Origin of the sequence: Gordonia sp. CNJ-863 (genome assembly GCF_001942325.1) — a bacterium.
In the GTDB taxonomy this organism is placed as follows: Bacteria; Actinomycetota; Actinomycetes; order Mycobacteriales; family Mycobacteriaceae; genus Gordonia; species Gordonia alkanivorans.
Map to the genome: position 1 here is coordinate 309796 of NZ_MKKG01000022.1, position 23017 is coordinate 332812.

At 68.8% G+C, this 23017-nt stretch carries 19 protein-coding genes and 1 pseudogene; 11 read left to right on the forward strand and 9 right to left on the reverse strand.

What is annotated here, in order from left to right:
* Positions 1–2 precede the first annotated feature (2 nt).
* Complete coding sequence (locus BJF87_RS13305) at positions 3–863, reverse strand: inositol monophosphatase family protein (RefSeq protein ID WP_006357272.1); 861 nt, start codon at positions 861–863, stop codon at positions 3–5.
* A gap of 131 nt (positions 864–994) precedes the next feature.
* On the opposite strand from BJF87_RS13305, the gene ppgK reads away from it, so the two are divergent.
* The 3 genes and pseudogenes from ppgK to BJF87_RS13320 all read left to right on the forward strand — a co-directional run bounded on the left by ppgK (position 995) and on the right by BJF87_RS13320 (position 3825).
* Positions 995–1783 (forward strand): polyphosphate--glucose phosphotransferase, encoded by a 789-nt coding sequence (gene ppgK / locus BJF87_RS13310; protein ID WP_035754137.1) that lies wholly within the window; start codon positions 995–997, stop codon positions 1781–1783.
* Between the two features lie 188 nt (positions 1784–1971).
* A pseudogene (locus tag BJF87_RS13315) lies at positions 1972–3389 on the forward strand (RNA polymerase sigma factor).
* Positions 3390–3615: 226 nt separating this feature from the next.
* A complete protein-coding gene (locus tag BJF87_RS13320) occupies positions 3616–3825 on the forward strand; it encodes a hypothetical protein (RefSeq protein WP_005197291.1) in 210 nt (69 codons plus the stop codon).
* Between the two features lie 95 nt (positions 3826–3920).
* Here BJF87_RS13320 and BJF87_RS13325 read toward each other — a convergent pair whose 3' ends face one another.
* Entirely contained in the window at positions 3921–5678 is a 1758-nt protein-coding gene (locus BJF87_RS13325; RefSeq protein ID WP_006357269.1) for a DEAD/DEAH box helicase, read from the reverse strand.
* 268 nt (positions 5679–5946) lie between these two features.
* Here BJF87_RS13325 and BJF87_RS13330 point away from each other — a divergent pair, with 268 nt between their 5' ends.
* Entirely contained in the window at positions 5947–7212 is a 1266-nt protein-coding gene (locus tag BJF87_RS13330) for a YihY/virulence factor BrkB family protein (RefSeq protein ID WP_139319493.1), read from the forward strand.
* Between the two features lie 21 nt (positions 7213–7233).
* Here the strand turns inward: BJF87_RS13330 and BJF87_RS13335 are convergent, their stop codons facing one another.
* Entirely contained in the window at positions 7234–7506 is a 273-nt protein-coding gene (locus BJF87_RS13335) for a DUF3039 domain-containing protein (RefSeq protein WP_005197294.1), read from the reverse strand.
* Positions 7507–7639: 133 nt separating this feature from the next.
* Between BJF87_RS13335 and BJF87_RS13340 the strand changes: the two genes are divergently transcribed.
* Together BJF87_RS13340 and BJF87_RS13345 are read left to right on the forward strand one after the other, a co-directional pair.
* The gene (locus tag BJF87_RS13340) at positions 7640–8077 is read left to right on the forward strand and encodes a DUF3099 domain-containing protein (RefSeq protein WP_035754136.1); all 438 of its coding nucleotides are present in this window, start codon (positions 7640–7642) and stop codon (positions 8075–8077) included.
* 254 nt (positions 8078–8331) lie between these two features.
* Positions 8332–9270 carry a sigma-70 family RNA polymerase sigma factor gene (locus BJF87_RS13345; protein ID WP_174310882.1) on the forward strand — a complete coding sequence of 313 codons (939 nt, stop codon included), beginning with the start codon at positions 8332–8334 and terminating at the stop codon, positions 9268–9270.
* A 13-nt stretch (positions 9271–9283) separates the two neighbouring features.
* Here the strand turns inward: BJF87_RS13345 and BJF87_RS13350 are convergent, their stop codons facing one another.
* Together BJF87_RS13350 and BJF87_RS13355 are read right to left on the reverse strand one after the other, a co-directional pair.
* The gene (locus BJF87_RS13350) at positions 9284–12121 is read right to left on the reverse strand and encodes a bifunctional GNAT family N-acetyltransferase/acetate--CoA ligase family protein (RefSeq protein WP_035754135.1); all 2838 of its coding nucleotides are present in this window, start codon (positions 12119–12121) and stop codon (positions 9284–9286) included.
* Entirely contained in the window at positions 12114–13370 is a 1257-nt protein-coding gene (locus BJF87_RS13355; protein WP_006359499.1) for an acetoin utilization protein AcuC, read from the reverse strand. Before BJF87_RS13355 ends, BJF87_RS13350 begins: the two co-directional genes overlap by 8 nt.
* Before the next feature lie 160 nt (positions 13371–13530).
* Here BJF87_RS13355 and BJF87_RS13360 point away from each other — a divergent pair, with 160 nt between their 5' ends.
* Positions 13531–14226 (forward strand): metal-dependent transcriptional regulator, encoded by a 696-nt coding sequence (locus tag BJF87_RS13360; RefSeq protein WP_006359500.1) that lies wholly within the window; start codon positions 13531–13533, stop codon positions 14224–14226.
* A 49-nt stretch (positions 14227–14275) separates the two neighbouring features.
* Here the strand turns inward: BJF87_RS13360 and BJF87_RS13365 are convergent, their stop codons facing one another.
* On the reverse strand, positions 14276–15367 hold the full coding sequence (locus BJF87_RS13365; RefSeq protein WP_006359501.1) for a DUF4192 domain-containing protein: 1092 nt from the start codon (positions 15365–15367) through the stop codon (positions 14276–14278).
* Positions 15368–15458: 91 nt separating this feature from the next.
* Positions 15459–16124, reverse strand: a complete 666-nt coding sequence (locus tag BJF87_RS13370; protein WP_006359502.1) for a hypothetical protein — start codon at positions 16122–16124, stop codon at positions 15459–15461.
* A gap of 254 nt (positions 16125–16378) precedes the next feature.
* Here BJF87_RS13370 and BJF87_RS13375 point away from each other — a divergent pair, with 254 nt between their 5' ends.
* Both BJF87_RS13375 and BJF87_RS13380 read left to right on the forward strand, forming a co-directional pair.
* Positions 16379–17359 carry a PAC2 family protein gene (locus tag BJF87_RS13375; protein WP_006359503.1) on the forward strand — a complete coding sequence of 327 codons (981 nt, stop codon included), beginning with the start codon at positions 16379–16381 and terminating at the stop codon, positions 17357–17359.
* 20 nt (positions 17360–17379) lie between these two features.
* Positions 17380–19461, forward strand: a complete 2082-nt coding sequence (locus BJF87_RS13380) for an RNA helicase (RefSeq protein ID WP_006359504.1) — start codon at positions 17380–17382, stop codon at positions 19459–19461.
* Positions 19462–19464: 3 nt separating this feature from the next.
* Here BJF87_RS13380 and BJF87_RS13385 read toward each other — a convergent pair whose 3' ends face one another.
* Positions 19465–20397: a hydrogen peroxide-inducible genes activator gene (locus BJF87_RS13385; protein WP_006359505.1), complete on the reverse strand. Its 933-nt coding sequence runs from the start codon at positions 20395–20397 to the stop codon at positions 19465–19467.
* A gap of 126 nt (positions 20398–20523) precedes the next feature.
* Between BJF87_RS13385 and BJF87_RS13390 the strand changes: the two genes are divergently transcribed.
* Positions 20524–21111, forward strand: coding sequence for a peroxiredoxin (locus tag BJF87_RS13390; RefSeq protein ID WP_006359506.1), 588 nt, complete (start codon positions 20524–20526; stop codon positions 21109–21111).
* 14 nt (positions 21112–21125) lie between these two features.
* A complete protein-coding gene (locus BJF87_RS13395; RefSeq protein WP_006359507.1) occupies positions 21126–21659 on the forward strand; it encodes an alkyl hydroperoxide reductase in 534 nt (177 codons plus the stop codon).
* 72 nt (positions 21660–21731) lie between these two features.
* On the opposite strand, the gene BJF87_RS13400 is transcribed toward BJF87_RS13395, so the two are convergent.
* Positions 21732–23009 (reverse strand): aspartate aminotransferase family protein, encoded by a 1278-nt coding sequence (locus tag BJF87_RS13400; protein WP_006359508.1) that lies wholly within the window; start codon positions 23007–23009, stop codon positions 21732–21734.
* Positions 23010–23017 lie beyond the last annotated feature (8 nt).

A 23017-nucleotide genomic window follows, 5' to 3' on the forward strand; every position in this document is an offset into this window, starting at 1 on the left:
TCCTAGACCAGCGGTTCCCGCGCCCCGACCTCGTCCAGCAGTCCGAGGAACTCGTCGGCGATACCCGGTGCGACGGCCACGGTGATGTGCCCCTCGTCCGCCCGGGAGTCCGGCGGCGGGGTCACCACGACCGCACCCGCCTCGGCGGCGATGAGACCGCCCGCAGCCCAGTCCCAGGGACTCAGGCCGTGTTCGTAATGGGCGTCGACCGCGCCGGAGGCCACCATGCACAGATCGAGCGCCGCGGCACCGATCCGCCGGATGTCCCGCACCTTCGGGAGCAGCTCCGCGACGATCCGTCCCTGCGCGCGCCGACGGTCGGCTGCGTAACCGAAACCCGTTGCCACGAGGGCGAGTTCCGCACGGTCGACAGGATTGCAGCGCAGCGGCACTCGGTCGCCGTCACCGTCGGCGACCCAGGCACCGCCGCCCAGAGCGGCCCCGTAGACGACCTCGCGCGCCACGTCGACGACGACGCCGGCGACCGAGCGGCCGTCGACCTGCGCCGCCAGCGACACCGCGTAGGCGGGGACGCCGTACATGAAGTTGACCGTGCCGTCGATGGGGTCGACCACCCAGCGCACACCGGACGGGACGGCACGACTCCCGCCGTGCTCCTCCCCCAGGACCTCGTCGTCGGGCCTCGCCTGGTGCAGGAGCTGCCGGATGAGGCGTTCGGTCTCGGTGTCGGCGACGGTGACCGGATCGGTTTCCGTCGACTTGGTCGACACCGGGTTAAGTGCCGGTGTCGCACCGAACAATTCGGGTCGGCGGCGTCGCACGTGGGCGGCCGCCTCCTGCGCCACGTCCACCGCGATGGCGGCCAGTTCGTCCACCGGAATTGTCTGATCCACGTGTTCCATGTCAGCACATCGGCGGCCGGGACCGTTCACCGGTGAGGCGAAGCAACGCATCTGGAGGGATGCCGCGCGTGCGGCGGCGGGCGCCGATAGCCTGATGTCGATCACCGCCGGCCGCCGAAGGGGACTCCGCCATGACCGACACGCCCGCCACCGACAGCTCGCCGACCCCCAGGAATCCGGGCTTCGGCGTCGACGTCGGCGGCTCCGGGATCAAGGGCGGCATCGTGGATCTCGACACCGGCGAACTCGTCGGCGAGCGATTCAAGGTGCTCACCCCGCAGCCGGCCACCCCGGAGGCGGTCGCCGCCGCGGTCGCCGAGGTCGTCGCCCACTTCGACTGGGCCGGTCCGGTCGGCATCACCCTGCCGGGCGTGGTCACCGAGGGCATCATGCGGACCGCCGCGAACATCGACAAGGCGTGGATCGGCACCGACGTCTACGAGCTGTTCAGCCGCCACCTCGGCGGGCGCGCGGTCTCGGTGCTCAACGACGCCGACGCGGCCGGGATGGCCGAGGACGCCTACGGCGCGGGCAAGGGCGTCGACGGCGTGGTGATGCTGCTGACGTTCGGCACCGGCATCGGCTCGGCGATCCTCATCAACGGCAACCTCGTGCCCAACACCGAGCTGGGTCACATGCAGGTCGGCAAGAAGGAGGCCGAGCACCAGGCGTCGTCGCGGATCAAGGAGGAGAAGGACTGGTCCTACGAGAAATGGACCGAGAAGGTGTCCGACGTCCTCAAGGCCTACGAGGCGCTGTTCTGGCCCAAGCTGTTCATCGCCGGCGGCGGCATCAGCCGCAAGGCCGACAAGTGGATTCCCCTGCTCACCAACAAGACCCCGGTCGTGCCCGCCACGCTGCTGAACACCGCCGGTATCGTGGGCGCGGCGATGGCGGTCTCACAGGGCATCAAAACCTAGGCCGCCGCGTCGATTGACCAGGGCTTTGTCACATCGGGCGAGCCGATGTCGTTACAATGGTCGTCACCGGTCATCTGAACCGAGAAACCAAGCCCTTGTCCACGGCGGCTCGTGCTGCCGTGTCACGTCTCACGGGACCCGACAAAGACTCCGCTGAAGAGAAGTTCGAAAGGTTGTACGTGGCAGCCATCAAGACCCGCCAGGGGGACGCCGAGGCCGACGAGACCCAGTCGACCACCGCCTCGACCGAAACCCCGGCCAAGCGGACCGCCAAGAAGGCTGCGAAGAAGACCGCTGCCAAGAAGGCGCCCGCGAAGAAGGCAGCAGCGAAGAAGGCCACCAAGAAGGCAGCCCCCAAGAAGGCAGCCAAGAAGGCCACTTCCGCCGAGGGTGTCGCCGACACCGACGCCGAGCCCGATGACCCGAACTCGATCGACGACATCGACGTCGCCGACGGCGAGCTCGAGGACGTGGAGATCGACGACATCGAGGTCGACGACGAGGACGAGACCGAGGACTCCGACGACGCGGACGAGTCCGAGGAGGCCGAGGCGGCACCCGCCGGCGCCAAGACCGCGGCAAAGGAGCCGACCAAGACCGACGCCGCCGCCAAGTCCGGTGACTTCGTCTGGGACGAAGAGGAGTCGGAGGCACTCCGCCAGGCCCGCAAGGACGCCGAGCTCACCGCTTCCGCCGACAGCGTGCGCGCCTACCTCAAGCAGATCGGCAAGGTCGCCCTCCTCAACGCCGAAGAGGAGGTCGAGCTCGCCAAGCGCATCGAGGCCGGTCTGTTCGCCACCGAGCGTCTCCGTCGGATGATGGATTCCGGCGAGAAGATCAGCACCGCGCAGAAGCGCGACCTGAACTGGATCTCCCGCGACGGCAACCGTGCGAAGAACCACCTGCTCGAGGCCAACCTCCGTCTGGTCGTCTCGCTCGCCAAGCGCTACACCGGCCGCGGCATGGCGTTCCTGGATCTGATCCAGGAGGGCAACCTCGGTCTGATCCGCGCGTCGAGAAGTTCGACTACACAAAGGGTTACAAGTTCTCGACCTACGCCACGTGGTGGATTCGCCAGGCGATCACCCGCGCGATGGCCGACCAGGCCCGCACCATCCGCATCCCGGTGCACATGGTCGAGGTCATCAACAAGCTGGGCCGTATCCAGCGTGAGCTCCTCCAGGACCTCGGCCGCGAGCCGACTCCCGAGGAACTCGCCAAGGAGATGGACATCACCCCGGAGAAGGTGCTGGAGATCCAGCAGTACGCCCGGGAGCCCATCTCGCTGGACCAGACCATCGGCGACGAGGGCGACAGCCAGCTCGGCGACTTCATCGAGGACTCCGAGGCGGTCGTCGCGGTCGACGCGGTGAGCTTCACCCTCCTGCAGGATCAGCTGCAGTCGGTCCTCGAGACGCTGTCCGAGCGCGAGGCGGGCGTGGTGCGTCTGCGCTTCGGTCTCACCGACGGCCAGCCCCGCACCCTCGACGAGATCGGTCAGGTCTACGGCGTCACGCGTGAGCGCATCCGCCAGATCGAGTCCAAGACGATGTCGAAGCTACGCCACCCGTCGCGGTCGCAGGTTCTCCGGGATTACCTGGACTAGTTCCGCACTCCGGAAAACCGGTCGCCGACCCCGGACGGCTGATTCCGGGAGACGTTGTCGGATTGTTGCCTGGGGTTAACGGTGAGTGACGACACACCGATAGCACCTGCCGGAACAATACGAAGCCGCCGAGCGTCTGACAGAGTGAGGTTTGACGCATCGCCCGGATGTGTCGGCTCGAAGGGAAGGCGTCCGGATACCGGCGCCGGACCGGGACGGAGGAACAATGACTGACATCGCCACCACCACAGCCCCGATCTACCTACCGCTCACCGCCGCCGATCGCTGTGATCGCTGCGGTGCCGCAGCCAAGGTACGTGCCGTCCTGCCCAAGGGCGGCGAGCTTCTCTTCTGCCGTCATCACTTCAACGAGCACGAAGCCCGACTGGTGGAGCTCAGCGCCACCGTGGTCGAAGCCGAGGGCGAACTGGTCTGACACTCGTCATGGCCTGACGGGCGAGCCCCAGACGATGAGAGAACCCGGCCGGAACATCCGGCCGGGTTCTCTCATGTTCGGGTCCCCGAGGGCGCTCAGCGCCACGTCCGCAGCGCGGCGATACGTTCTTTGAGCTGCTCGGCGGTGGCCATCGCGGTCGGCGGACCACCCAGCCGGGTTCGGAGCTCGTTGTGCACCATGCCGTGGGGCTTCCCGGTGCGGTGGTGGTGCATGGCGACCAGGGTGTTGAGTTCCTTGCGCAGCGCGTGCAGGTTCTCCCCGGTGGTACCGGGCGCACGACCGGGATCAGGGGTTTCCGACTTGGGCTCGGCCGCCGGGGTCGACCGGGCGACGACCTGTTCGGCCTGGCGCTTCTGCAGCAGAGCGCGCACCTGATCGGCGTCGAGGAGTCCGGGCAGGCCGAGGTAGTCCGATTCCTCATCGCTGCCGGCGAAGGTGGCGGTGCCGAACGACGCTCCGTCGAAGATCACCTGGTCGAGTTCGGCGTCGGCGTGCAGCGACTGGAACGCCGGCTCGTCCTCCCCCGGTTCGTCCTTCTGCTTGTTCGCGTCGATGAGCAGCTGGTCGTCGAGGCCGTCGCTCTCGCGGTGCGGCTTGCCGAGGACGTGGTCGCGCTGGGCCTCCATCTGGCTGGCGAGGTCGAGCAGCACGGGGACCGACGGCAGGAACACGCTCGCGGTCTCGCCGGGGCGCCGCGATCGCACGAAGCGACCGATCGCCTGCGCGAAGAACAGCGGGGTCGACGAGCTGGTGGCGTACACGCCGACCGCGAGCCGCGGCACGTCGACGCCCTCGGACACCATGCGCACCGCGATCATCCACTCGTCCTTCGACGCGGAGAACTCGGCGATCCGGGAGGAGGACTTGGGGTCGTCGGAGAGGACCAGAGTCGGTTGCTTGCCGGTGATGGCGGTGAGCAGTTCGGCGTAGTCGCGGGCGGTCGACTGGTCGGTCGCGATGACCAGGCCGCCGGCATCGGGCATCCCGCTGGCACGCAGCTGGCCGAGTCGGGTGTGCGCGGCGGTGAGGACCGCCGGAATCCAATCACCGTGCGGGTCGAGGGCGGTCCGCCAGGCGCGCGCGGTGTGCTCGGCCGACAACGGCTCACCGAGACGCGCGGTGAACTCCTCGCCCGCGCTGGTCCGCCAGCTCGCCTCGCCGGAGTACGCCAGGAACACCACCGGACGGACGACGCCGTCCTTCAGCGCGTCGGCGTAGCCGTAGGTGTGGTCGGCCTTGGAGCGCTGGTGTCCGCCGGCCTCGGCCTCGTAGACGACGAACGGGATCGGCGAGTCGTCGGAGCGGAACGGCGTACCGGTGAGCAGCAGGCGGCGTTCCGCGTCGTCGAAGGCCTCGCGGATCGCATCACCCCACGACTTGGCGTCACCGCCGTGGTGGATCTCGTCGAGGATGACCAGGGTGCGGCGGTTCTCGGTGCGGACCCGGTGCTTGGTCGGGTGCGCGGCCACCTGGGCGTAGGTGAGGACGACGCCGTTGTAGTCGGAGCTGGTCTGTCCGGCCGAGTTCGAGAAATGCGAGTCCAGGGCGATACCCACGCGCGCGGCCGCCTCGGCCCACTGGTGCTTGAGGTGCTCGGTGGGCGCCACGACGGTGATCTGTTCGACAGTCCGATCGTCGAGCAGTTCGCGGGCGACACGCAGGCCGAACGTCGTCTTGCCGGCGCCGGGCGTCGCCACCGCGAGGAAGTCCTTCGGCCTGCGCGTCAGGTACTTGGTCAGCGCACGGCGCTGCCAGGCACGGAGCGACCCGAGATTGGGAGCGGCGGTTCCCGACGCATCGGCACTGCTGGTGGAGGGTTCGGCGGACGTCACGTGTGTGTTGCTCCTGACGGCGTACGGATTCCCTACCGGGCATGAAATGACCCCTCGCGTTGGGAGGACCCGCGCCGAAGGGGACCCGGCAATCGTACCGCCGGGCCGCCCCCGCACCCGCATCGCGACACCCCCTCGCCGCGGCTCGCCGACACCGACGCGGACATCACCGTGTGGTCGCTCCGAACGACGCGCCTGGTGACCCGGGTACCCTTTACGGCCTTCGATCGGGGATATTGAACTCATCACAACGCGAAAGAGGAATCCGGTGCCACTGACCGACGACGCGACGTCGCCGGTGGCTGCCGTGCGCCCGAATCCGTCGAGCGCGGTGACCGCTCCGCTCGACACGACGATCCGGACGCCGCGCCGGCCGGCCCCGCTCGCCGGCGACACCGAAATCCCCGGCGTCACCGCACCCGCCTCCCGTGACGTCGCGGTCGTGCACGACCGGCCGGAGAAGCCCGAGGGAGTCGACGAGCCCGTCCCGGCGAACGGCGCGAAGGCGGCTTCGGATTCGGACGACGCCGAGAACGAACCCGGTCCCCCGGTCCTACCCAACATGCACCGGGTGGTGTGGCGGACGATCGTGAAGTCCTGGGACGACGGGATCATCGGCTGGGCGGCGCAGGCCGCGTTCTGGCAGGCGCTTTCGCTGCCCCCGCTGCTGCTCGGGCTCCTCGGCTCGGTCGGTTACGTCGCGGGCTGGTTCGGACCCGGCACCGTCGACATCGTCTACGACCGCATCATCGAGTTCGCGCAGCGCACCTTCACCGAGACGGTCGTCGACGACCTGATCACCCCGACCGTGGACAGCGTCCTGGGACGGGGCCGCATCGGACTCATGTCGGTCGGCTTCATCCTGTCGCTGTGGGCCGGCTCGTCGGCGATGTCGTGTTTCATCGCCTCCATCGCCAAGGCGCACGATCAGCACGAGGTCCGGCATCCGGTGTGGCAGCGGTTCTTCGCGCTGTTCCTCTACGTCGGCTTCCTGTTCGTGGCGGTGTTCCTGCTGCCGCTGGTCGCACTCGGACCGAACTATCTGCGGGCGATCGTCCCGGAGTCGTGGGGGTCGTTCGTGACCACACTCATCGACTTCGGCTATTTCCCGTTCGTCGCGGTGCTCCTGCTGTTCGTGCTCACCACGCTCTACCACCTGGCCCTGCCCAATCCGCTGCCGTGGCACCGGCTCATCGGCGGCGCGATCGTCGCGGGCGTGTTCTTCTGGGTCGCCAGCTACGTGCTGCGCATCTACCTGACGAAGATCACCGAGGCGGGCGTGTCATACGGGGCGCTGGCGACACCGATCGCCTTCCTGCTGTTCACCTTCTCGCTCGGCTTCGGCATCGTCATCGGGGCCGAGTTCAACGCGGCGGTGCAACAGTTCTGGCCGGCCAAGGCGTCCACGACGACCCAGGTCCGGCACTGGGTCAACTCGCAGACCTCCGACTTCACCGGCCAGCTCAAGACGATTCCCGACCGGTTGTCGTCGGGACCGATCCGACGTCCCACGCGCGACCGCGAGAGCGACTGACCGGTCCCGGCGACCCCCTCGCTACTTGCGCAGCTTGGCGTAGATCTTCTTGCACTTCGGGCACACCGGCGAACCCGGCTTGGCCGCACGGGTCACCGGGAAGGTCTCGCCGCAGAGCGCGACCACATGGCTGCCCATCACGGCGCTCTCCGCGATCTTGTCCTTCTTGACGTAGTGGAAGAACTTGGGCCGGTCGTCGTCACTGCTGTCGGTGGCGTCGGCGTCGGACCTCTCGTCGGTCTCGGTGTCGGTCCACTCGTCGAGATCGGGGCGTTCGATGGTTTCAGTTGCCATTGCTCTATTGTGCGTCACCGGGGAACCCGAAGCACAGGCTGCTCCGCGGCAGCCGTCAGGTGCCCGGAATCCGTCAGTGCAATGAGCAACCGAAAGTGGGACAGTGGAGAGGGTGTTCGAACAAAGGGATTCCATGGGCGCGACCGGCCGTCAGCCGCACGACCACCACGAGGACTCGAGACGATTCGGCAGGTCGGAACACCCGGCCGTGGCCGCCGAGACCTTCCTGATCACCGACGCCCAGGACTCGCTCGAAGCGCAGCAGAAGGCCCGGGTGCGCAAGTACCTGATCATGATGGCGTTCCGCGTCCCCGCACTGATAGTCGCCGGCATCGCCTACTCGATCACCGGCTCCGGACTCCTCGCCCTGGCCATCGTCGCCATCTCCATCCCGCTGCCGTGGATGGCCGTGCTGATCGCCAACGACCGCCCGCCCCGCAAGCGCGGCGAGGTACCGCACTATAAGTACGGCGCCGACCATCACGTCGTCGGCCCGCCCGCCCTCTCGCACACCGATCAGCAACTCGACCGGGGAACCGTCGAGGGGCACGTCGTCGATCCCGACGACTGACGCGCTCGCGGTTCCCCCGCGTTCGACATCTCAGCAACTTCTCAGCCGCTCCTGCGAATCGGCGAAAGTCTTCGCAGGTCACCAAGCCTCCTTCGGGTTTGCGCCGAATGACTTTCGGGAACTATCGCCATCACATGGACGTTGGACCCAGTGAACGCATTCAAGTCAGGAGGCGCATGTCACGCTCGACAGTTGCACGTTCGACCCCGACCACAGGTTTCGCCGATCCCGCCGCCCCGGGCACCCGCCCGGCGATGACGGAGCAGGATCTCGACGCCCAGTCGCCGGCCGCGGACCTCGTCCGCGTCTACCTCAACGGGATCGGACGCACCGCTCTCCTCAACGCAGAGCAGGAGGTCGAACTCGCCAAGCAGATCGAGGCCGGCCTCTACGCCAAGCACGTCCTGGCAACCAAGAAGCGCCTCTCGGCCACCAAGAAGCGTGACCTGGCGACCATCGTCCGCGAGGGTGAGGCGGCACGCGCCCACCTGCTCGAGGCGAATCTCCGTCTCGTCGTCTCGCTGGCCAAGCGTTACACCGGTCGCGGCATGCCGCTCCTGGATCTCATCCAGGAGGGCAACCTGGGTCTGATCCGCGCCATGGAGAAGTTCGACTACGCCAAGGGCTTCAAGTTCTCGACGTACGCCACATGGTGGATTCGTCAGGCCATCACCCGCGGCATGGCCGACCAGAGCCGCACGATCCGGCTCCCCGTCCATCTCGTCGAGCAGGTGAACAAGCTCGCCCGCATCAAGCGTGAGCTCCACCAGCAGCTCGGCCGCGAGGCCACCGACGAGGAACTGGCCAACGAGTCGGGCATCCCGGCCGAGAAGATCGCCGACCTCCTCGACCACAGCCGCGACCCGGTGAGCCTCGACATGCCGGTCGGTAGCGACGAGGAGGCGCCGCTGGGCGACTTCATCGAGGACGCCGAGGCCACCTCCGCCGAGAACGCCGTCATCGCCGGTCTCCTGCACTCCGACATCCGGGCGGTCCTCGCAACCCTCGACGAGCGTGAGCAGCAGGTCATCCGGATGCGCTACGGCCTCGACGACGGCCAGCCGCGCACCCTCGATCAGATCGGCCGCATGTTCGGACTGTCGCGCGAGCGCGTGCGTCAGATCGAGCGCGAGGTCATGGGCAAGCTGCGCGCCGGCGATCGTGCCGAGCGCCTGCGCGCCTACGCCAGCTGACGCTTCCGGTCTCCTAGCTGAGCCGTCTCGGTCCGGTGTCCCGTCTTCCGGGCACCGGGCCGACTCGTATCTGGGCGTTGAGCACCGAGGCGCCCTCGACCGACACGAGGATCGGGTCGCAGAGCACGTCGCGCACCTCGGGGATGTCGTCGACGAGTGTGGAGATCCGCAGCAACAGGTCGACGAGTGCCTCCTTGTCGGCCGGTTCCTCACCTCGATACCCGGAGAGGAGCGGCGCCGAACGCGGTTCGTCGATCAGTTCACGGGCGTCGGGTTCGGTGAGCGGGATCGCCCGGTAGCCGTGGTCCCCGAGCAGGTCGAAGGTCCGCCCGGACAACCCGAACGAGATCACCGACCCGAACGACTCGTCGTCGCGGACGCGGATGACCGTGCCGACGCCCTTCGGGGCCATCTTCTGGACATGCAGGACGTGATCGCCGGTGAGTTCGCTCAGCTCGGCGAACGCGTTGACGACCGCCGTCGCGTCGGGCAGGTCGAGCCGGGCACCCTCACGGTCGAGACGACCCCGCCACTTGGGCGAGGTGGCCTTCACCGCCACCGGGAAGCCGAGTTCCCGCGCTGCGGCCGACGCCTCGTGCATCGTCCTGACCTCACGGAACGGGACGACCGAGACGCCGTACCAGCGCAGCAGTCTCGCCGACTCGACCTGGCCGAGGAGACGGTCCGACGACTGCCCGTCCGAGTCCATCGCCTCGCGGACGTACATACGGGCCGCCTCGGGGTCGGTGCCCTCGGCCCGGTGGATCGCCGACTCCGGCCGCAACTTCCACTTCGCGTACTGCCACGCACGGGCCAATGACGCCGCGGCGCGCTCCGGGCTGGCATATGACGGGATGGACCCGCGTTCGGGCATACCGTTCGGGCCGGGTTTGGTGAGACCCGGCGGGATGCCGTCGACGGCGAGGAACGTCGTGACGATCGGCTTCTCGCCATCGGCACCCGGCGTGTTGGCCGCGGCCATCAGTGCGCGGGCGTGCCAGTCGGCGTCCACCGCCACCGGCGGCACGAAGACGACGATGATCGCGTCCACGCCGGTGTCGGTCATGGCCGCCGAGACGGCATCTTCGAACAGTTCCTCCGACGCCCCCGCACCGAGGTCGATGTTGTCGACGACCTCGAGGCCGCCGTTGCGTGCCTGGTCGGCGGCGAGACTGCCCAGCACCGACGAGTTGCCGATGATCCGAACGCGGGGTCCGCGCGGTAGCGGCTGATAGGCGAACAACGCCGCGCAGTCGAACAACTCGGGGATCGTCTCGACCTGGATGACACCGGCCTGTTCGAGCATCATGCGCGCGATCTGGTCGTCGAAGTTGGCCGTCGACCGGGCCGCACGGACCGGGCTCATCGCTCCCCTGCCCGACTTCACCGCGACGATCGGCTTGGCCCGCGACACCCGCCGCGAGATGCGCGAGAACTTGCGCGGGTTACCGAAGCTCTCCAGGTAGAGCAGGATCACGTCGGTCGAGGCGTCGCTGTCCCAGTACTGCAGCAGGTCGTTGCCGGAGACGTCGGCACGGTTGCCCGCCGAGACGAAGGTCGACAACCCGATCTGCCGCCGGGCAGCGGTGTCGAGGATCGCGATGCCCAGCGCACCGGACTGGCAGAAGAACCCGACCCGGCCGGCAGCCGGGATCCGCGGTGCAAGTGTGGCGTTGAGCGCGATCCCGGCGTCGTTGTTGGCCACGCCGAGCGCGTTCGGCCCGACGAGCCGCATGCCGTGTTCGCGGACCTGCGCGACGAGGCGACGCTCGTTCTCGAGGCCCTCCTCCTCGCCGGAGTCACCGAAACCCGCCGACACGACGACCAGCGTCCGCACACCCTTCACCAGACAGTCGTCGAGGACGTCGTCGACCCGGGACGCCGGGACCGCGACCACCGCGAGATCCACCGGGTCCGGGATGTCACGCACCGTCTCGTAGGCACGGATGCCGCGGACCGACGGCGGCCGTTCGCGGGTTCGCTTCCGGCTCGGGCTCGTCATGCGACCGAGCCGCTGCGCGTCGCTACCGGGCTCCTCCTCGACGCGGGCCGGTCCGTTCACCGGGAAGACCGGACCGGTGAACCCGCCGGCGATGATGTTGGCCAGCAACGCGTTGCCGACCTTGTTCGGATCGGTCGACGCACCGATGACCGCGACCGAGGTGGGGCGCAGCAGGTTCGCGACGCTGCGGGCCTCCGACGCGTTCTCGCGGGCGTTGCGCACCGACAGGAGCGCCTCGGTCGGGTCGATCAGGAACTCCACGTGCACCGTCGAGCCGTCGAAGCTGCGGGCGAGTTGGTAGCCGGCGTCGCGGAACACGGCGACCATGTTCGGGTTCTCGCTGAGCACCTCGGCCTCGAAGCGGGTGAAACCGTTCTCGGCCGCGGCGCCCGCGAGGTGTTCGAGCAGGATCGGTCCGAGACCGCGGCCCTGGTGTTCGTCGGCCACGACGAAGGCGACCTCGGCCGATTCCGGCTTGCCGTCGAAGGCGAGTCCCTCGTAGATGCCGACGGCGATGATCTCGCCGCCGAGCACCGCCACGATCGCCACGCGCTGCTGATGGTCGACGGTCGTCATCCGGGCGACCTCGCGGGGCGGCAGCGTCGGTGTCGGGCCGAAGTACCGCATGTAGCGGGTGCGTTCGGAGAGCTTGGAATGGAAGGCGACGATCCGCTCGGCGTCGTCGGGGACGATCGGACGCAGGTGCACGACCCCGCCGTCGGAGGCCAGCACGTCGGCGATCCAGTGTCGCGGATAGTCCCACGCGCCACGGGGTTCGGGCTGATCGGCCAGTGTTTCCGGCGTGGTCGGCGTTTGCTCTGGGGTGGACGACACGTCCTGATCAGTCACGGGGATCCTCCGGGTCGAGACCGTGCAGAGGGTACACCGCGCGGCGGGTCGCCAGGATCGCGCGATCGGTCTGTCGCTGTGCCGTTGCACTCACCCCCTCGAATGGCTCCTGACCCGCATCGCCGTCCCACGGCTGATAGTCGACGTCGCCGCCGTCGCCCATCACCCCGACCGGCGGCCGGGCATAGTCGGAGTGCACCTGGGTGGAGATCTGTTCGGCTGTGGCGCACCAGGATTCGTCGATGGTCGTGGTCGGGTCGATCTCCCGGTCGAGAGCGACGCCGAGCAGGTGGGTCCAGCTGCGCGGCACCACGTTGACGACGCCGTAGCCACCACCGCCGACCGCGATCCACCGTCCCTCACAGTATTTGTCGGCGAGATCACGCATCGCGATCATCGCCGCGCGCTGCCCCTCGACGGTGAGCGACAGGTCGGTGAGGGGATCGGCGCGATGACTGTCGGCGCCGCACTGACTGACGATGATCTGCGGTTTGAACCCGGCGATCAGTGACGGCACGACGGCATGGAATGCCCGCAGCCACAGGCGATCCTCGGTGTTGGGCATCAGCGCGAGGTTGACCGCACTCCCCTGCGCGTCGCCGTCGCCGACCTCGGTCGGCCAGCCCGTCCCCGGCCACAGCGTCGCGGGATGCTGGTGCAGCGAGACGGTCATCACGCGCGGGTCCGCCGCGAACTCCACCTGGACGCCGTCGCCGTGGTGGGCGTCGACGTCGATGTAGGCGATCCGGTCGAAGCCTTTGTCCAGCAGGTATCGGATCGCGATCGCGCAGTCGTTGTAGATGCAGAACCCGGCGGCCCGGGCCTTCATCGCGTGGTGCATGCCACCGCCGATGTTGACCGCGCGGGTCGCGGCACCCGACGCCACGGTCTGCGCGGCGGCGAGGGTGCCGCCGACGAGGAGCCGGGCGGCCTCGTGCATCCCGGCGAACACCGGGTTGTCCGCGTCGCCCAGTCCGAACAGCCGCTCGAGCAGCGGACCCGACAGCGACGCGGTGCCGGAACCCACCGCGCGGACGGCGTCGATGTAGTCGCGGGTGTGCACCGCGGTGAGGGCGTCGTCGTCGATGGCCTGCGGCGGCACCGTCTCGACGTCGTCGAGCACCCCGAGGCTCTGGGCGAGGGTCATCGTCAGCGCGAGCCTCACGGGATTCATCGGGTGGGTGTGGGCCCACCGGTAGGACAGGAAGTCCTCGCTCCAGATGACGGCCGTCGTGGAAGTGTCGGTCACAGGTTCAGGCTAGTGGTTCACCTGGCGGGCGGCTGGACGATGTCGGTTCGACCACATGTGGGTACGGTCGGGGTCGTCGCCATGTGCCGCGGCCTCGTGAGAGGGCTGTCACCGTGGGCGAACAGGGTAATCTTGGCGGGGACGAAAGGGATTGGGCACAGTGAACGATCTGGTTGACACCACCGAGATGTATCTGCGGACGATCTACGACCTCGAGGAAGAGGGGATCATGCCGCTGCGGGCGCGTATCGCCGAGCGCCTGGACCAAAGCGGCCCGACCGTCTCCCAGACCGTCGCCCGGATGGAACGCGACGGACTTCTGCGCGTCGCGGGCGACCGCCATCTCGAACTGACCGAGCGCGGCCGGTCGCTGGCCGTCGCGGTCATGCGCAAGCACCGCCTGGCCGAGCGGCTCCTGGTCGACGTCATCGGCATGCCCTGGGACCAGGTCCACGAGGAGGCCTGCCGCTGGGAGCACGTGATGAGCGAGAACGTCGAGCGTCGTCTGCTCGCCGTGCTCGAGTACCCGACGACCTCGCCCTACGGCAACCCGATCCCGGGTCTGGATCTGCTCGGCGTCGAGGTGTCCTCGACCGACGACGGTGCGACCCGGATCGCGGATCTGCCCGCAGGCGACACCGTGGCGGTCATCGTGCGGCGACTGTCCGAGCACGCACAGTCCGACGTGGGTCTCATCTCGCATCTGCGGGAGGCCGGCGTGGTTCCGAACGCCCGCGTGACCGTGACCAACGTCGCCGGCACCATCACGATCAACACCCCCGGACACGAGGGCCTGGAGCTCTCCGCCGACATGGCGCATTCGGTCTTCGTCGAGAAGGTCGTGGAGAAGGTCTGACGCGGCAGCGGTCTGGCCCAACGAGGCCGGCACCACAAAATCTCGGAGATCACCCGGCGGCGCGCCGGGTGATCTCTGGCATCTGGACCCCGAGTTCCCGGGCGGTGCCGTAGGAACCGTCGATCATCTCCCACAGCATCGTCGGCCGGACGCCGGCCCGCAGGGCGGTGTCGAGGAGTCGGGCCAGGTTCGCGTCCGGGTCGGCTTCGAGGGCGACGTCGAGTGCGACTCCGGCGTACGCCCCTTCCCCGCCGATGTAGTGCAGATGTGCCAGGAGGGTGGCCGCTCCTGCACGGCCGGGTCCGGCCAGGCGGCGTGTGAGTTCTCGCCACACCGATTCGGCGTCTTCTCGTAGGTCGGTGACGGCGAGCGCCAGCGCGGCGTCGCGGACCTGAGGTCGTCGGACGGCCTGTTCCAGCACGGCGACCTCCGCGCAGTCCAGCGGTCCCCCGCCGTCGGCGACCGATCCGATCGTGAGGTCCAGCAGCTGCGCGTCGGACATCGCCCGCCCGAGTGGAACGACGCCGCGGGTGCAGTCCGGGCAGGGCCGTCCGGCGCTGCACTCCCCGGCGACCGGTTCGAGCATGGCCCGCATCTCCGACCGGCGCGGCAGGATGCGCCGGCCGGATTTCACCGCCTCGGCGATGGCGGTCGGACAGGTCTGCGGATCGTCGAGGACGCCCTCGCGGTCGTCGAGGACGTCGACCGACCACGCTTGCCCGTCGGGACACCAGATCACCGACCACGCCGCCCCGGCATCGAAGGCGGACAGAGCGAATCCGGCGGCGACACCCCCGATGGCGTCGAAGTGGCGGTCGGCGATCGCGAGCACCCGTCGATACCGAGGACTGTCGGCCGGATAGCGGTTGTCGGCGATGATCGCCACCACCTCGTCGGCGCCGTAGGAGTGGGTGATCGCCCCGAGTCCCGCGAGCACAGTGGACAGCTCGGATGTCGGTTCGCCGGCGTCGTCGAGGGCGAGATCGTGGCGCATGGTGGCCGAGATCCCCCGGTCGGGCGCGAAGGCGACCACGATGATCGAGCGTTCCGGGATGAAGCCGAGCAACGCCGGTATCGCCGTCAGCAGCGTCGTCGGGTCGATGGGGTCACGGACGGAACGGGAGGACGCGAAGGCGGGCATGCACGAAGCATCGGCCGCGTGAGGGCGCCTCGACGGCGCGCCGGCTGACCTGTGGACAACCGCGGCGGCCCGTCCACAGGCCGTGGTCTTCTCAGCCGAAGGCGGCCGACACCGCCTTGGTGAACAGCTCGTCGAGCGCAGCCGAATCCTCGGCGGGCACCGGACCTGCTGCGGGCCAACGATATTCGGCGTACACACGGACCCCGTCGCGCTGGCCTGTCAATGCGAGCGAGCTGGTGGTGACCGGTGCGGTACCACCGCCGGTGACGATGGTGCGGCGGATGGTCGCGGTCTCGACGCCGTCCCGTGCGGGCGGGGCGGGCAGGACCTCGGTGGTCACCGTCGACGACGCCCCGAAGGTGGTCGTTGTCAGTTCCGGGCACCTCTCGGCGCGCTGCACGACCTCGGCGAGCGGGGTGTCGACGTGGGCGACGACGGTGGTCAGGGTCGAGCGTTCCGCGGTGCCGGGGCCGAGGAAGGCGACGGCGCCGTCGGCGGAGACCGGGGCAGGTGCGCAGTCGGCCGGTGAGACCTCGGTGTCGGCCCCCTGCCCCGGCGCCGGGCTGCCGGTCACGTCGGCCAGTGCGTTGGCCACCGCCTGGGGCGGGATCGGGCTCGCCGGTCCACCCGGGAAGTCCGAGGCCAGCACCGACCTCGACGAGAGGTCCGGGTTCGCCGACTGGGCGTCACCCGCGATCGAACACGCCGAGAGGACACCACCGGCGAAAAAGACGCAGGCGGCGGCCAGCACGAGCACGGGCAGGCGGCGTCCGGAGGACGTACGGGGTGCAGCGGTTGCCGGGGTCACAGCGATCTACTGTGCCACCGCGAGAGCCCGCCCGTGCGGGTGACACACCCGACGAGGGAATCCCTGGCGCGGCTATGTCGTTACATATTCGGTGTCTCGCCGGACGCCGGTGCCCAACCGCGACCGGAGGTGCGAGACAATGAGACATATGACGAGAATCCGGCCGTGCTGTGCCACGGCCGCCACGTACAAGGAGGGATGACGTGGACGAGCAACCCGCGCGGAACGACGCGCTGTACGAACTCGCCTTTCCCGCTCCGAAGGTCACCCGCGCCGACGGCACGGGCCCCGTTCTGATCCATGCTCTCGAGGGGTTCGCCGACGCCGGCCACGCCGTCGCTCTCGCGGCCGCCCACCTCCGGGACAGCCTGGAGTCGGAACTGGTCGCGACGTTCTCGTCCGACGAGCTGATGGACTACCGCTCCCGCCGCCCGACGATCTCGTTCAGCGGTGAGACCTTCACGGAGGTCGAGATGCCGGCGCTGACCCTGCACGCGATCCGCGACAACTCGGGGAAGGGCTTCCTGCTGCTGGCCGGCGCCGAACCCGATCTGCGCTGGGAGCAGTTCGTCGACGCGGTGCGCCGCCTGTCCGACCGGCTGGGCGTCACCGATGTGATCGGACTCAACGCCATCCCGATGGCCGTGCCGCACACGCGTCCGCCGTCGATCACCGCGCACGGGAGCGACCCCGACGCCCTTGGCGACCTCCCGCGCTGGGGTTCGGCGATGAAGCTGCCCGCGAGCGCCTCGATGCTGCTCGAACTGCGGATGGGTGAGCACGACTACCGGGCCTCCGGCCTGTCGGTCCACGTGCCGCACTACCTGGCGCAGACCAACTACCCGGCGGCCTCTGCGCGACTGTTGTCCGCGGTCGCCGAACTGGCCGGTCTCGACCTGCCGCTCGCCGCGCTCGAGAGCGCCGCCGAGAAGGTGCGCGCCCAGGTCGACACCGAGGTCGAGGGCAACTCCGAGATCGAGTCGGTCGTCGCCGCATTGGAGACGCAGTACGACACCTTCACCCAGGCCGCCGAGGAGCGCGCGTCGCTGCTCGCCGCCGAGGAGTCGCTGCCCAGCGGCGACGAACTGGGCGCCGAACTCGAACGGTTCCTCGCCGAGCAGGCAGCCGAGCAGACCCCGAAGGACGATGAGCCCGGAGACGAGGGACCGCGATCGTCGATCTGACCGCGAGCCCGACGGCCCTGGTGCCCGTCGACGATGAGGACCAGGCGCTCGACACCTACACACAGTGGTGGACCGATCGTGGCCTCGACCTGTACGAACACCAGGAAGAGGCCCTGCTCGAGCTGCTCGCCGGCAGCCACGTCATCCTGGCGACCCCGACCGGTTCGGGCAAGTCGCTCGTGGCCGCCGGCGCACTGTATTTCGCGCGCTGCCGGGGCGAGCGGGCCTTCTACACCGCGCCGATCAAGGCCCTCGTCAGCGAGAAGTTCTTCGAACTGTGCGGGATGTTCGGCGCCGACCAGGTCGGTCTGCTGACCGGTGACGCGTCGGTCAACCCGGATGCGCCGATCGTCTGCGCCACCGCCGAGATCGTCGCGAACCTGGCCCTCGCCGCCGGTGGCGACAGCGACATCGGCACGCTCGTCGCCGACGAGTTCCACTACTACGGCGAACCCGACCGCGGCTGGGCGTGGCAGGTCCCGCTCATCGAGCTGCCCTCCACGCAGTTCCTGCTGATGTCGGCAACGCTCGGTGACGTCTCGTTCTTCGTCGACGATCTCGCGCGCCGCACCGGCCGCGACACGGTCGAGGTCACCGGCGCCCAGCGGCCCGTGCCGCTCGTCCACGACTATGCGATGACCCCGATCCACGAGACCATCGCCGATCTCGTCGACCGCGGTCGCGCCCCGGTCTACGTGGTGCACTTCACCCAGGCCGCCGCGGTCGAACGCGCCCAGGCTCTCCTGAGCGTCAAGATCTGCGACAAGGAGGAGAAGGCCGCCATCGCCGAGGCGATCGGCGACTTCCGCTTCTCCACCGGCTTCGGCAACACCCTGTCGAAGCTGCTGCGTTCGGGTGTCGGCGTCCACCACGCCGGGATGCTCCCCCGCTACCGTCGCCTCGTCGAACGTCTTGCGCAGCAGGGACTCCTGAAGGTGATCGCCGGCACCGACACGCTGGGCGTGGGCATCAACGTGCCGATCCGCACGGTGCTGTTCGCCGGGTTGAGCAAGTACGACGGTCGCCGCGTCCGTCGCCTCCGGGCGCGGGAGTTCCATCAGATCGCGGGCCGCGCCGGCCGCGCCGGCTTCGACACCGTCGGGTACGTCGTGGCTCAGGCACCCGAGCACGACGTGGAGAACGCCCGCGCCGTCGCCAAGGCCGGCGACGATCCGAAGAAGCTGCGGAAACTGGTGCGCCGCAAGCCTCCCGAGGGTTTCGTGTCGTGGGGAGAGAAGACCTTCACCCAGCTGATCGACGCGCCCGACGAGCCGCTGCGGTCGCACTTCCAGATGACCACCGCGATGCTGCTCGAGGTCCTCGGCCGTCCCGGCGACTGTTTCGCCGCCATCCGGCACCTGCTCGAGGACAACCACGAACCGCGAGATCGGCAGCTGCGCCACATCAAGCACACCATCGAGCTCTATCGCGGCCTGCGCGATGCCGGCATCGTCGTGCAGCTCGACCAACCGGACGAGACCGGCCGGCACATCGCGCTCAGCGTGGACATGCCGGAGAACTTCGCGCTGACCAACCCGCTGTCCGCGTTCGCGATGGCCACGTTCGAGATCCTCGACCCCGAATCCTCCACGTACGCCCTCGATGTCATCTCCGTTCTCGAGTCGACGCTGGAGAACCCGCGACCGTTGCTGCTCGCCCAGCGCAAGGTCGCCCGGGACGCCGCGATCGCCGAGATGAAGGCCGACGGCATCGAGTACGAGGAACGGATGACGCGGCTGGAGGACATCACCTGGCCGCAGCCGCTCTTCGAGGAGATCTTCGGCGCCTTCGAGATCTACCGGCGCGGTCACCCCTGGGTGGCGTCGTTCCCACCCAACCCGAAGTCGGTGCTCCGCGAGATGCTGGAGAAGGCGATGACCTTCACCGAGCTGATCTCCGCCTACGGTCTCGCCCGCAGCGAGGGCGTGGTGCTGCGCTACCTGTCCGACTGCTATCGGGTTCTCCGCCAGGGCGTTCCGACCAGTGCGGTGACGCCGGAGATCGAACAGATCGTGGCCGATCTCGGCACCATGGTCCGCGAGGTCGACTCGAGTCTCGTCGACGAGTGGGAGGCACTCGCCGCCCAGGCCGCGGAGGTCTGACCCTCACACCGGCGTGACGGCGCCGGTGTCGGCGACGATCTCCCCGATGATCGTCGCGAGCTGTCGATACGCGTCGTCGTGGCGTGCGGACCGGCGGAAGACGACCCCGATCCGCCGCCCCGGTCGCGGCGAGGCGAAGGTGGCGATCGCCAGGTCCCCCGAAGCCGTCTCCGACGCGACCGCGGTCTGCGGGATGAGGGTCACCCCGAGCCCGCCCACGACGCAGTGCACGGCCGTCGTCAGCGATGCCGCGCGCGTCTGCCCCAGGTCGGGCCGGACCCCAGCGAGAGCACACACCTCCAGCGCCTGGTCCCGCAGGCAGTGCCCCTCGTCGAGCAGCAGCAACGGCAGGTCGGCCAATGCGCTCGGGTCCACCCGTCGTTTGCCGGCAAGAGCGTGCCCGGCCGGCAGGGCGAGGACGAAATCCTCACGGTAGAGCGGTATCTCGGCGATTCCGGGCACGTCGAGCGGCAGCGCCAGGAGCGCCACGTCGAGCGTGCCGCCCCGCAGCTGTTCGACGAGCCGCCCGGTCTGTTCCTCGACGACGCGGGGCCGCAGGTCCGGAAGCCTCTCGGCGAGTCCGCGCAGCACCGCGGGCAGCACGTAGGGCGCGACCGTCGGGATGACTCCCAGCCGGATCGCCCCGTGCAGCGGCTGACCGGCACCCGCGGCCGCCGCGGTGAACTCGTCGACGGCGTCCACGGCCGCGATCGCCCGCGGCAGCAGTTCCTCGCCGTCCTGGGTCAGCAGCACCCGGCGCGTCGTCCGTTCGACGAGCGTCACCCCGAGACCCGTCTCGAGCGCCGACAGGGCCTGCGACAGCGACGGCTGGCTCACTCCCAGGTCCGCGGCGGCGGACCCGAAGTGTCTGCGCTGGGCGAGCGCCACGAACGCGCGCAGACCGGCGATGGTGGGCTGATAAGTTTTATCGGGCATGGCTATCAGTGTAGTGCTACTAATCACGTTTCGCTTTTGTCGAATTTCCGGCACGATAGTACTCGTACGTCGCGAAAGTCTTTCGCGCGCAATTCCGGTACACCCCCTCAGCTGAAGGAGCGATACATGGCCCTGCTCACCATCGGTGACCAGTTCCCCGCCTACAACCTCACCGCCGTGATCGGTGGCGACCTCAGCAAGGTCAACGCCCAGCAGCCCGATGACTACTTCACCACCGTCACCTCCGACGACCACCCCGGCCAGTGGCGCGTCGTCTTCTTCTGGCCGAAGGACTTCACCTTCGTGTGCCCGACCGAGATCGCCGCGTTCGGCAAGCTGAACGACGAGTTCGCCGATCGTGACACCCAGGTGCTCGGCGCCTCGGTCGACAACGAGTTCGTCCACTTCCAGTGGCGTGCACAGCACGAGGACCTGAAGACCCTGCCGTTCCCGATGATGAGCGATCTGAAGCGTGAGCTGGCCACCGCTGCAGGCGTTCTCAACGCCGACGGGGTCGCCGATCGCGCCACCTTCATCATCGACCCGAACAACGAGATCCAGTTCGTGTCGGTCACCGCCGGTTCCGTGGGCCGCAACGTCGACGAGGTGCTGCGCGTCCTCGACGCCCTGCAGTCCGACGAGCTGTGCGCCTGCAACTGGAAGAAGGGTGACCCGACGATCGACGCCGGCGAGCTCATGTCCTCGGGCGTCTAGAGAAGGAGATCAAGATGAGCATCGACAATCTCAAGGAAGCCCTTCCGGAGTACGCGAAGGACCTCAAGCTCAACCTCGGTTCGATCAGCCGCACCACCGCGCTGAACGAGGAGCAGCTGTGGGGAACCCTGCTGTCGACCGCCGCTGCCACCAAGAGCGCCAAGGTGCTCAGCGAGATCGCCGACGAGGCCGCTGACAACCTGTCGGCCGAGGCCTACAACGCCGCACTCGGTGCCGCGTCGATCATGGGTATGAACAACGTGTTCTACCGCGGTCGCGGCTTCCTCGACGGCAAGTACGACGACCTGCGTCCCGGCCTGCGGATGAACATCATCGGCAACCCGGGTGTCGACAAGGCCGCGTTCGAGCTGTGGTCGTTCGCCGTGTCCTCGATCAACGGCTGCGGACACTGCGTCGCCGCCCACGAGAACACCCTGCGTGAGGCCGGCGTCGACCGCGAGGCCATCTTCGAGGCCCTCAAGGTCGCCTCGATCGTGACCGGTGTGGCCCAGGCCATCGCCACCACCGAGGTGCTCGCGAACGCCTGATCCAGGCAACACGACGAAGCCCGGCTGCCTTTCGGCAGCCGGGCTTCGTGGTGTTCGACAGTGTTCGGGCCGTCAGCTCAGCGCGGCACGGATGCGGTCGGCCATCTCGCCGACCTCGTCGGTCGTCATGACGAACGAGGGCGAGATCTGCAGCGCACCCTGCCCGGCGGCGCGTGTGCTGACGCCGTGCTCACGCAGCTTCACCACCGTGGCCGGCGCCGTCGCCGGATCGGCGAGCTGCACCGCGGTGACCGCACCGAGCCCGGTGCGCACCTCGGCCACCGCGTCGAGGTCGGCCAGCGGGGACAGGGCCGCCGCAAGGTCGCCCTCGAGTCGGGTGGCCTCCGCGAGCAGGTTCTCGCGGCGGATGATCTCGAGGTTGGCCAGTGCGGCGGCCGCGGCCGCGGCATGACCGCCGTAGGTGTAGCCGTGGCGCCACCAGACGCCGCCGGCGAAGAACGGTTCGGCGAGGCGCGGCGCGATGAAGACCGCACCCATCGGCACGTAGCCCGAGGTGAGCCCCTTGGCGGTGGTGATCATGTCCGGCTGCAGGTCGAAACGTGCCGAGGCGAACCACGAGTTGCCGGCGATACGGCCGAAGCCGGTGACGACCTCGTCGACGACGAACAGGATGTCGTGGTCCCGGCAGATCGCACGGACCTCGTCCAGGTATCCGGCCGGCGGCAGGTAGATGCCACCGGCGCCGATGATCGGCTCGCAGAAGAACGCGGCGATGTTCTCGGCGCCGACCCGCTCGATCAGACCGAGCAGGCTCTTCGCGTCATCCCAGTCGACGTTCTGCACGTCGTGCATGAGTTCGCCGTAGCCGTCGTGGTTGAGCGGGATGCCCGCCAGCGACGTACCGGCGGCGTGCATGCCGTGATAGGCCTTGGTGCGGCTGATGACGACGCGCTTGGCGGGCTTGCCCTGCTCCACCCAGTAGCGGCGGGCCAGCTTGACCGCGGTGTCGATCGAGTCGCTGCCGCCCGAGGTGAAGAAGATCTTCGACCCGGGCACCGGCGCGATCGCGGCGAGCTCGTCGGCGAGCTGCAGCGTGACGTCGCTCGCGATGTCCCCGAAGTTGGAGTAGTGCGCGATGGTGCCGAGCTGACGCGACACCGCGTCGGCGATCTCGGTACGCCCGTGGCCCACGTTGGTGAACCACAGACCGGCGGTCGCGTCGATGTATTCCTTGCCCTCGCGGTCCCAGATACGGGTCCCCTCACCCTTGGTCACGACGAAGGGGCCACTCGCGGTCACCGCACCCATGTCGGCGAAGCCGTGCCACAGAGCACCAGAAGTTTCAGACATGCCCACCATGATGCCGGGCGAGGTGAGCGCCCCCGGCATCGACCCAT

What these genes read in the sequence shown, in the direction of transcription:
- BJF87_RS13305 (WP_006357272.1), bottom strand. Translation starts at nt 863, where the DNA reads ATGGAACACGTGGATCAGACAATTCCGGTGGACGAACTGGCCGCCATC.
- ppgK (WP_035754137.1), top strand. Translation starts at nt 995, where the DNA reads ATGACCGACACGCCCGCCACCGACAGCTCGCCGACCCCCAGGAATCCG.
- BJF87_RS13320 (WP_005197291.1), top strand. Translation starts at nt 3,616, where the DNA reads ATGACTGACATCGCCACCACCACAGCCCCGATCTACCTACCGCTCACC.
- BJF87_RS13335 (WP_005197294.1), bottom strand. Translation starts at nt 7,506, where the DNA reads ATGGCAACTGAAACCATCGAACGCCCCGATCTCGACGAGTGGACCGAC.
- BJF87_RS13340 (WP_035754136.1), top strand. Translation starts at nt 7,640, where the DNA reads ATGGGCGCGACCGGCCGTCAGCCGCACGACCACCACGAGGACTCGAGA.
- BJF87_RS13345 (WP_174310882.1), top strand. Translation starts at nt 8,332, where the DNA reads ATGACGGAGCAGGATCTCGACGCCCAGTCGCCGGCCGCGGACCTCGTC.
- BJF87_RS13365 (WP_006359501.1), bottom strand. Translation starts at nt 15,367, where the DNA reads ATGCCCGCCTTCGCGTCCTCCCGTTCCGTCCGTGACCCCATCGACCCG.
- BJF87_RS13385 (WP_006359505.1), bottom strand. Translation starts at nt 20,397, where the DNA reads ATGCCCGATAAAACTTATCAGCCCACCATCGCCGGTCTGCGCGCGTTC.
- BJF87_RS13390 (WP_006359506.1), top strand. Translation starts at nt 20,524, where the DNA reads ATGGCCCTGCTCACCATCGGTGACCAGTTCCCCGCCTACAACCTCACC.
- BJF87_RS13395 (WP_006359507.1), top strand. Translation starts at nt 21,126, where the DNA reads ATGAGCATCGACAATCTCAAGGAAGCCCTTCCGGAGTACGCGAAGGAC.
- BJF87_RS13400 (WP_006359508.1), bottom strand. Translation starts at nt 23,009, where the DNA reads ATGCCGGGGGCGCTCACCTCGCCCGGCATCATGGTGGGCATGTCTGAA.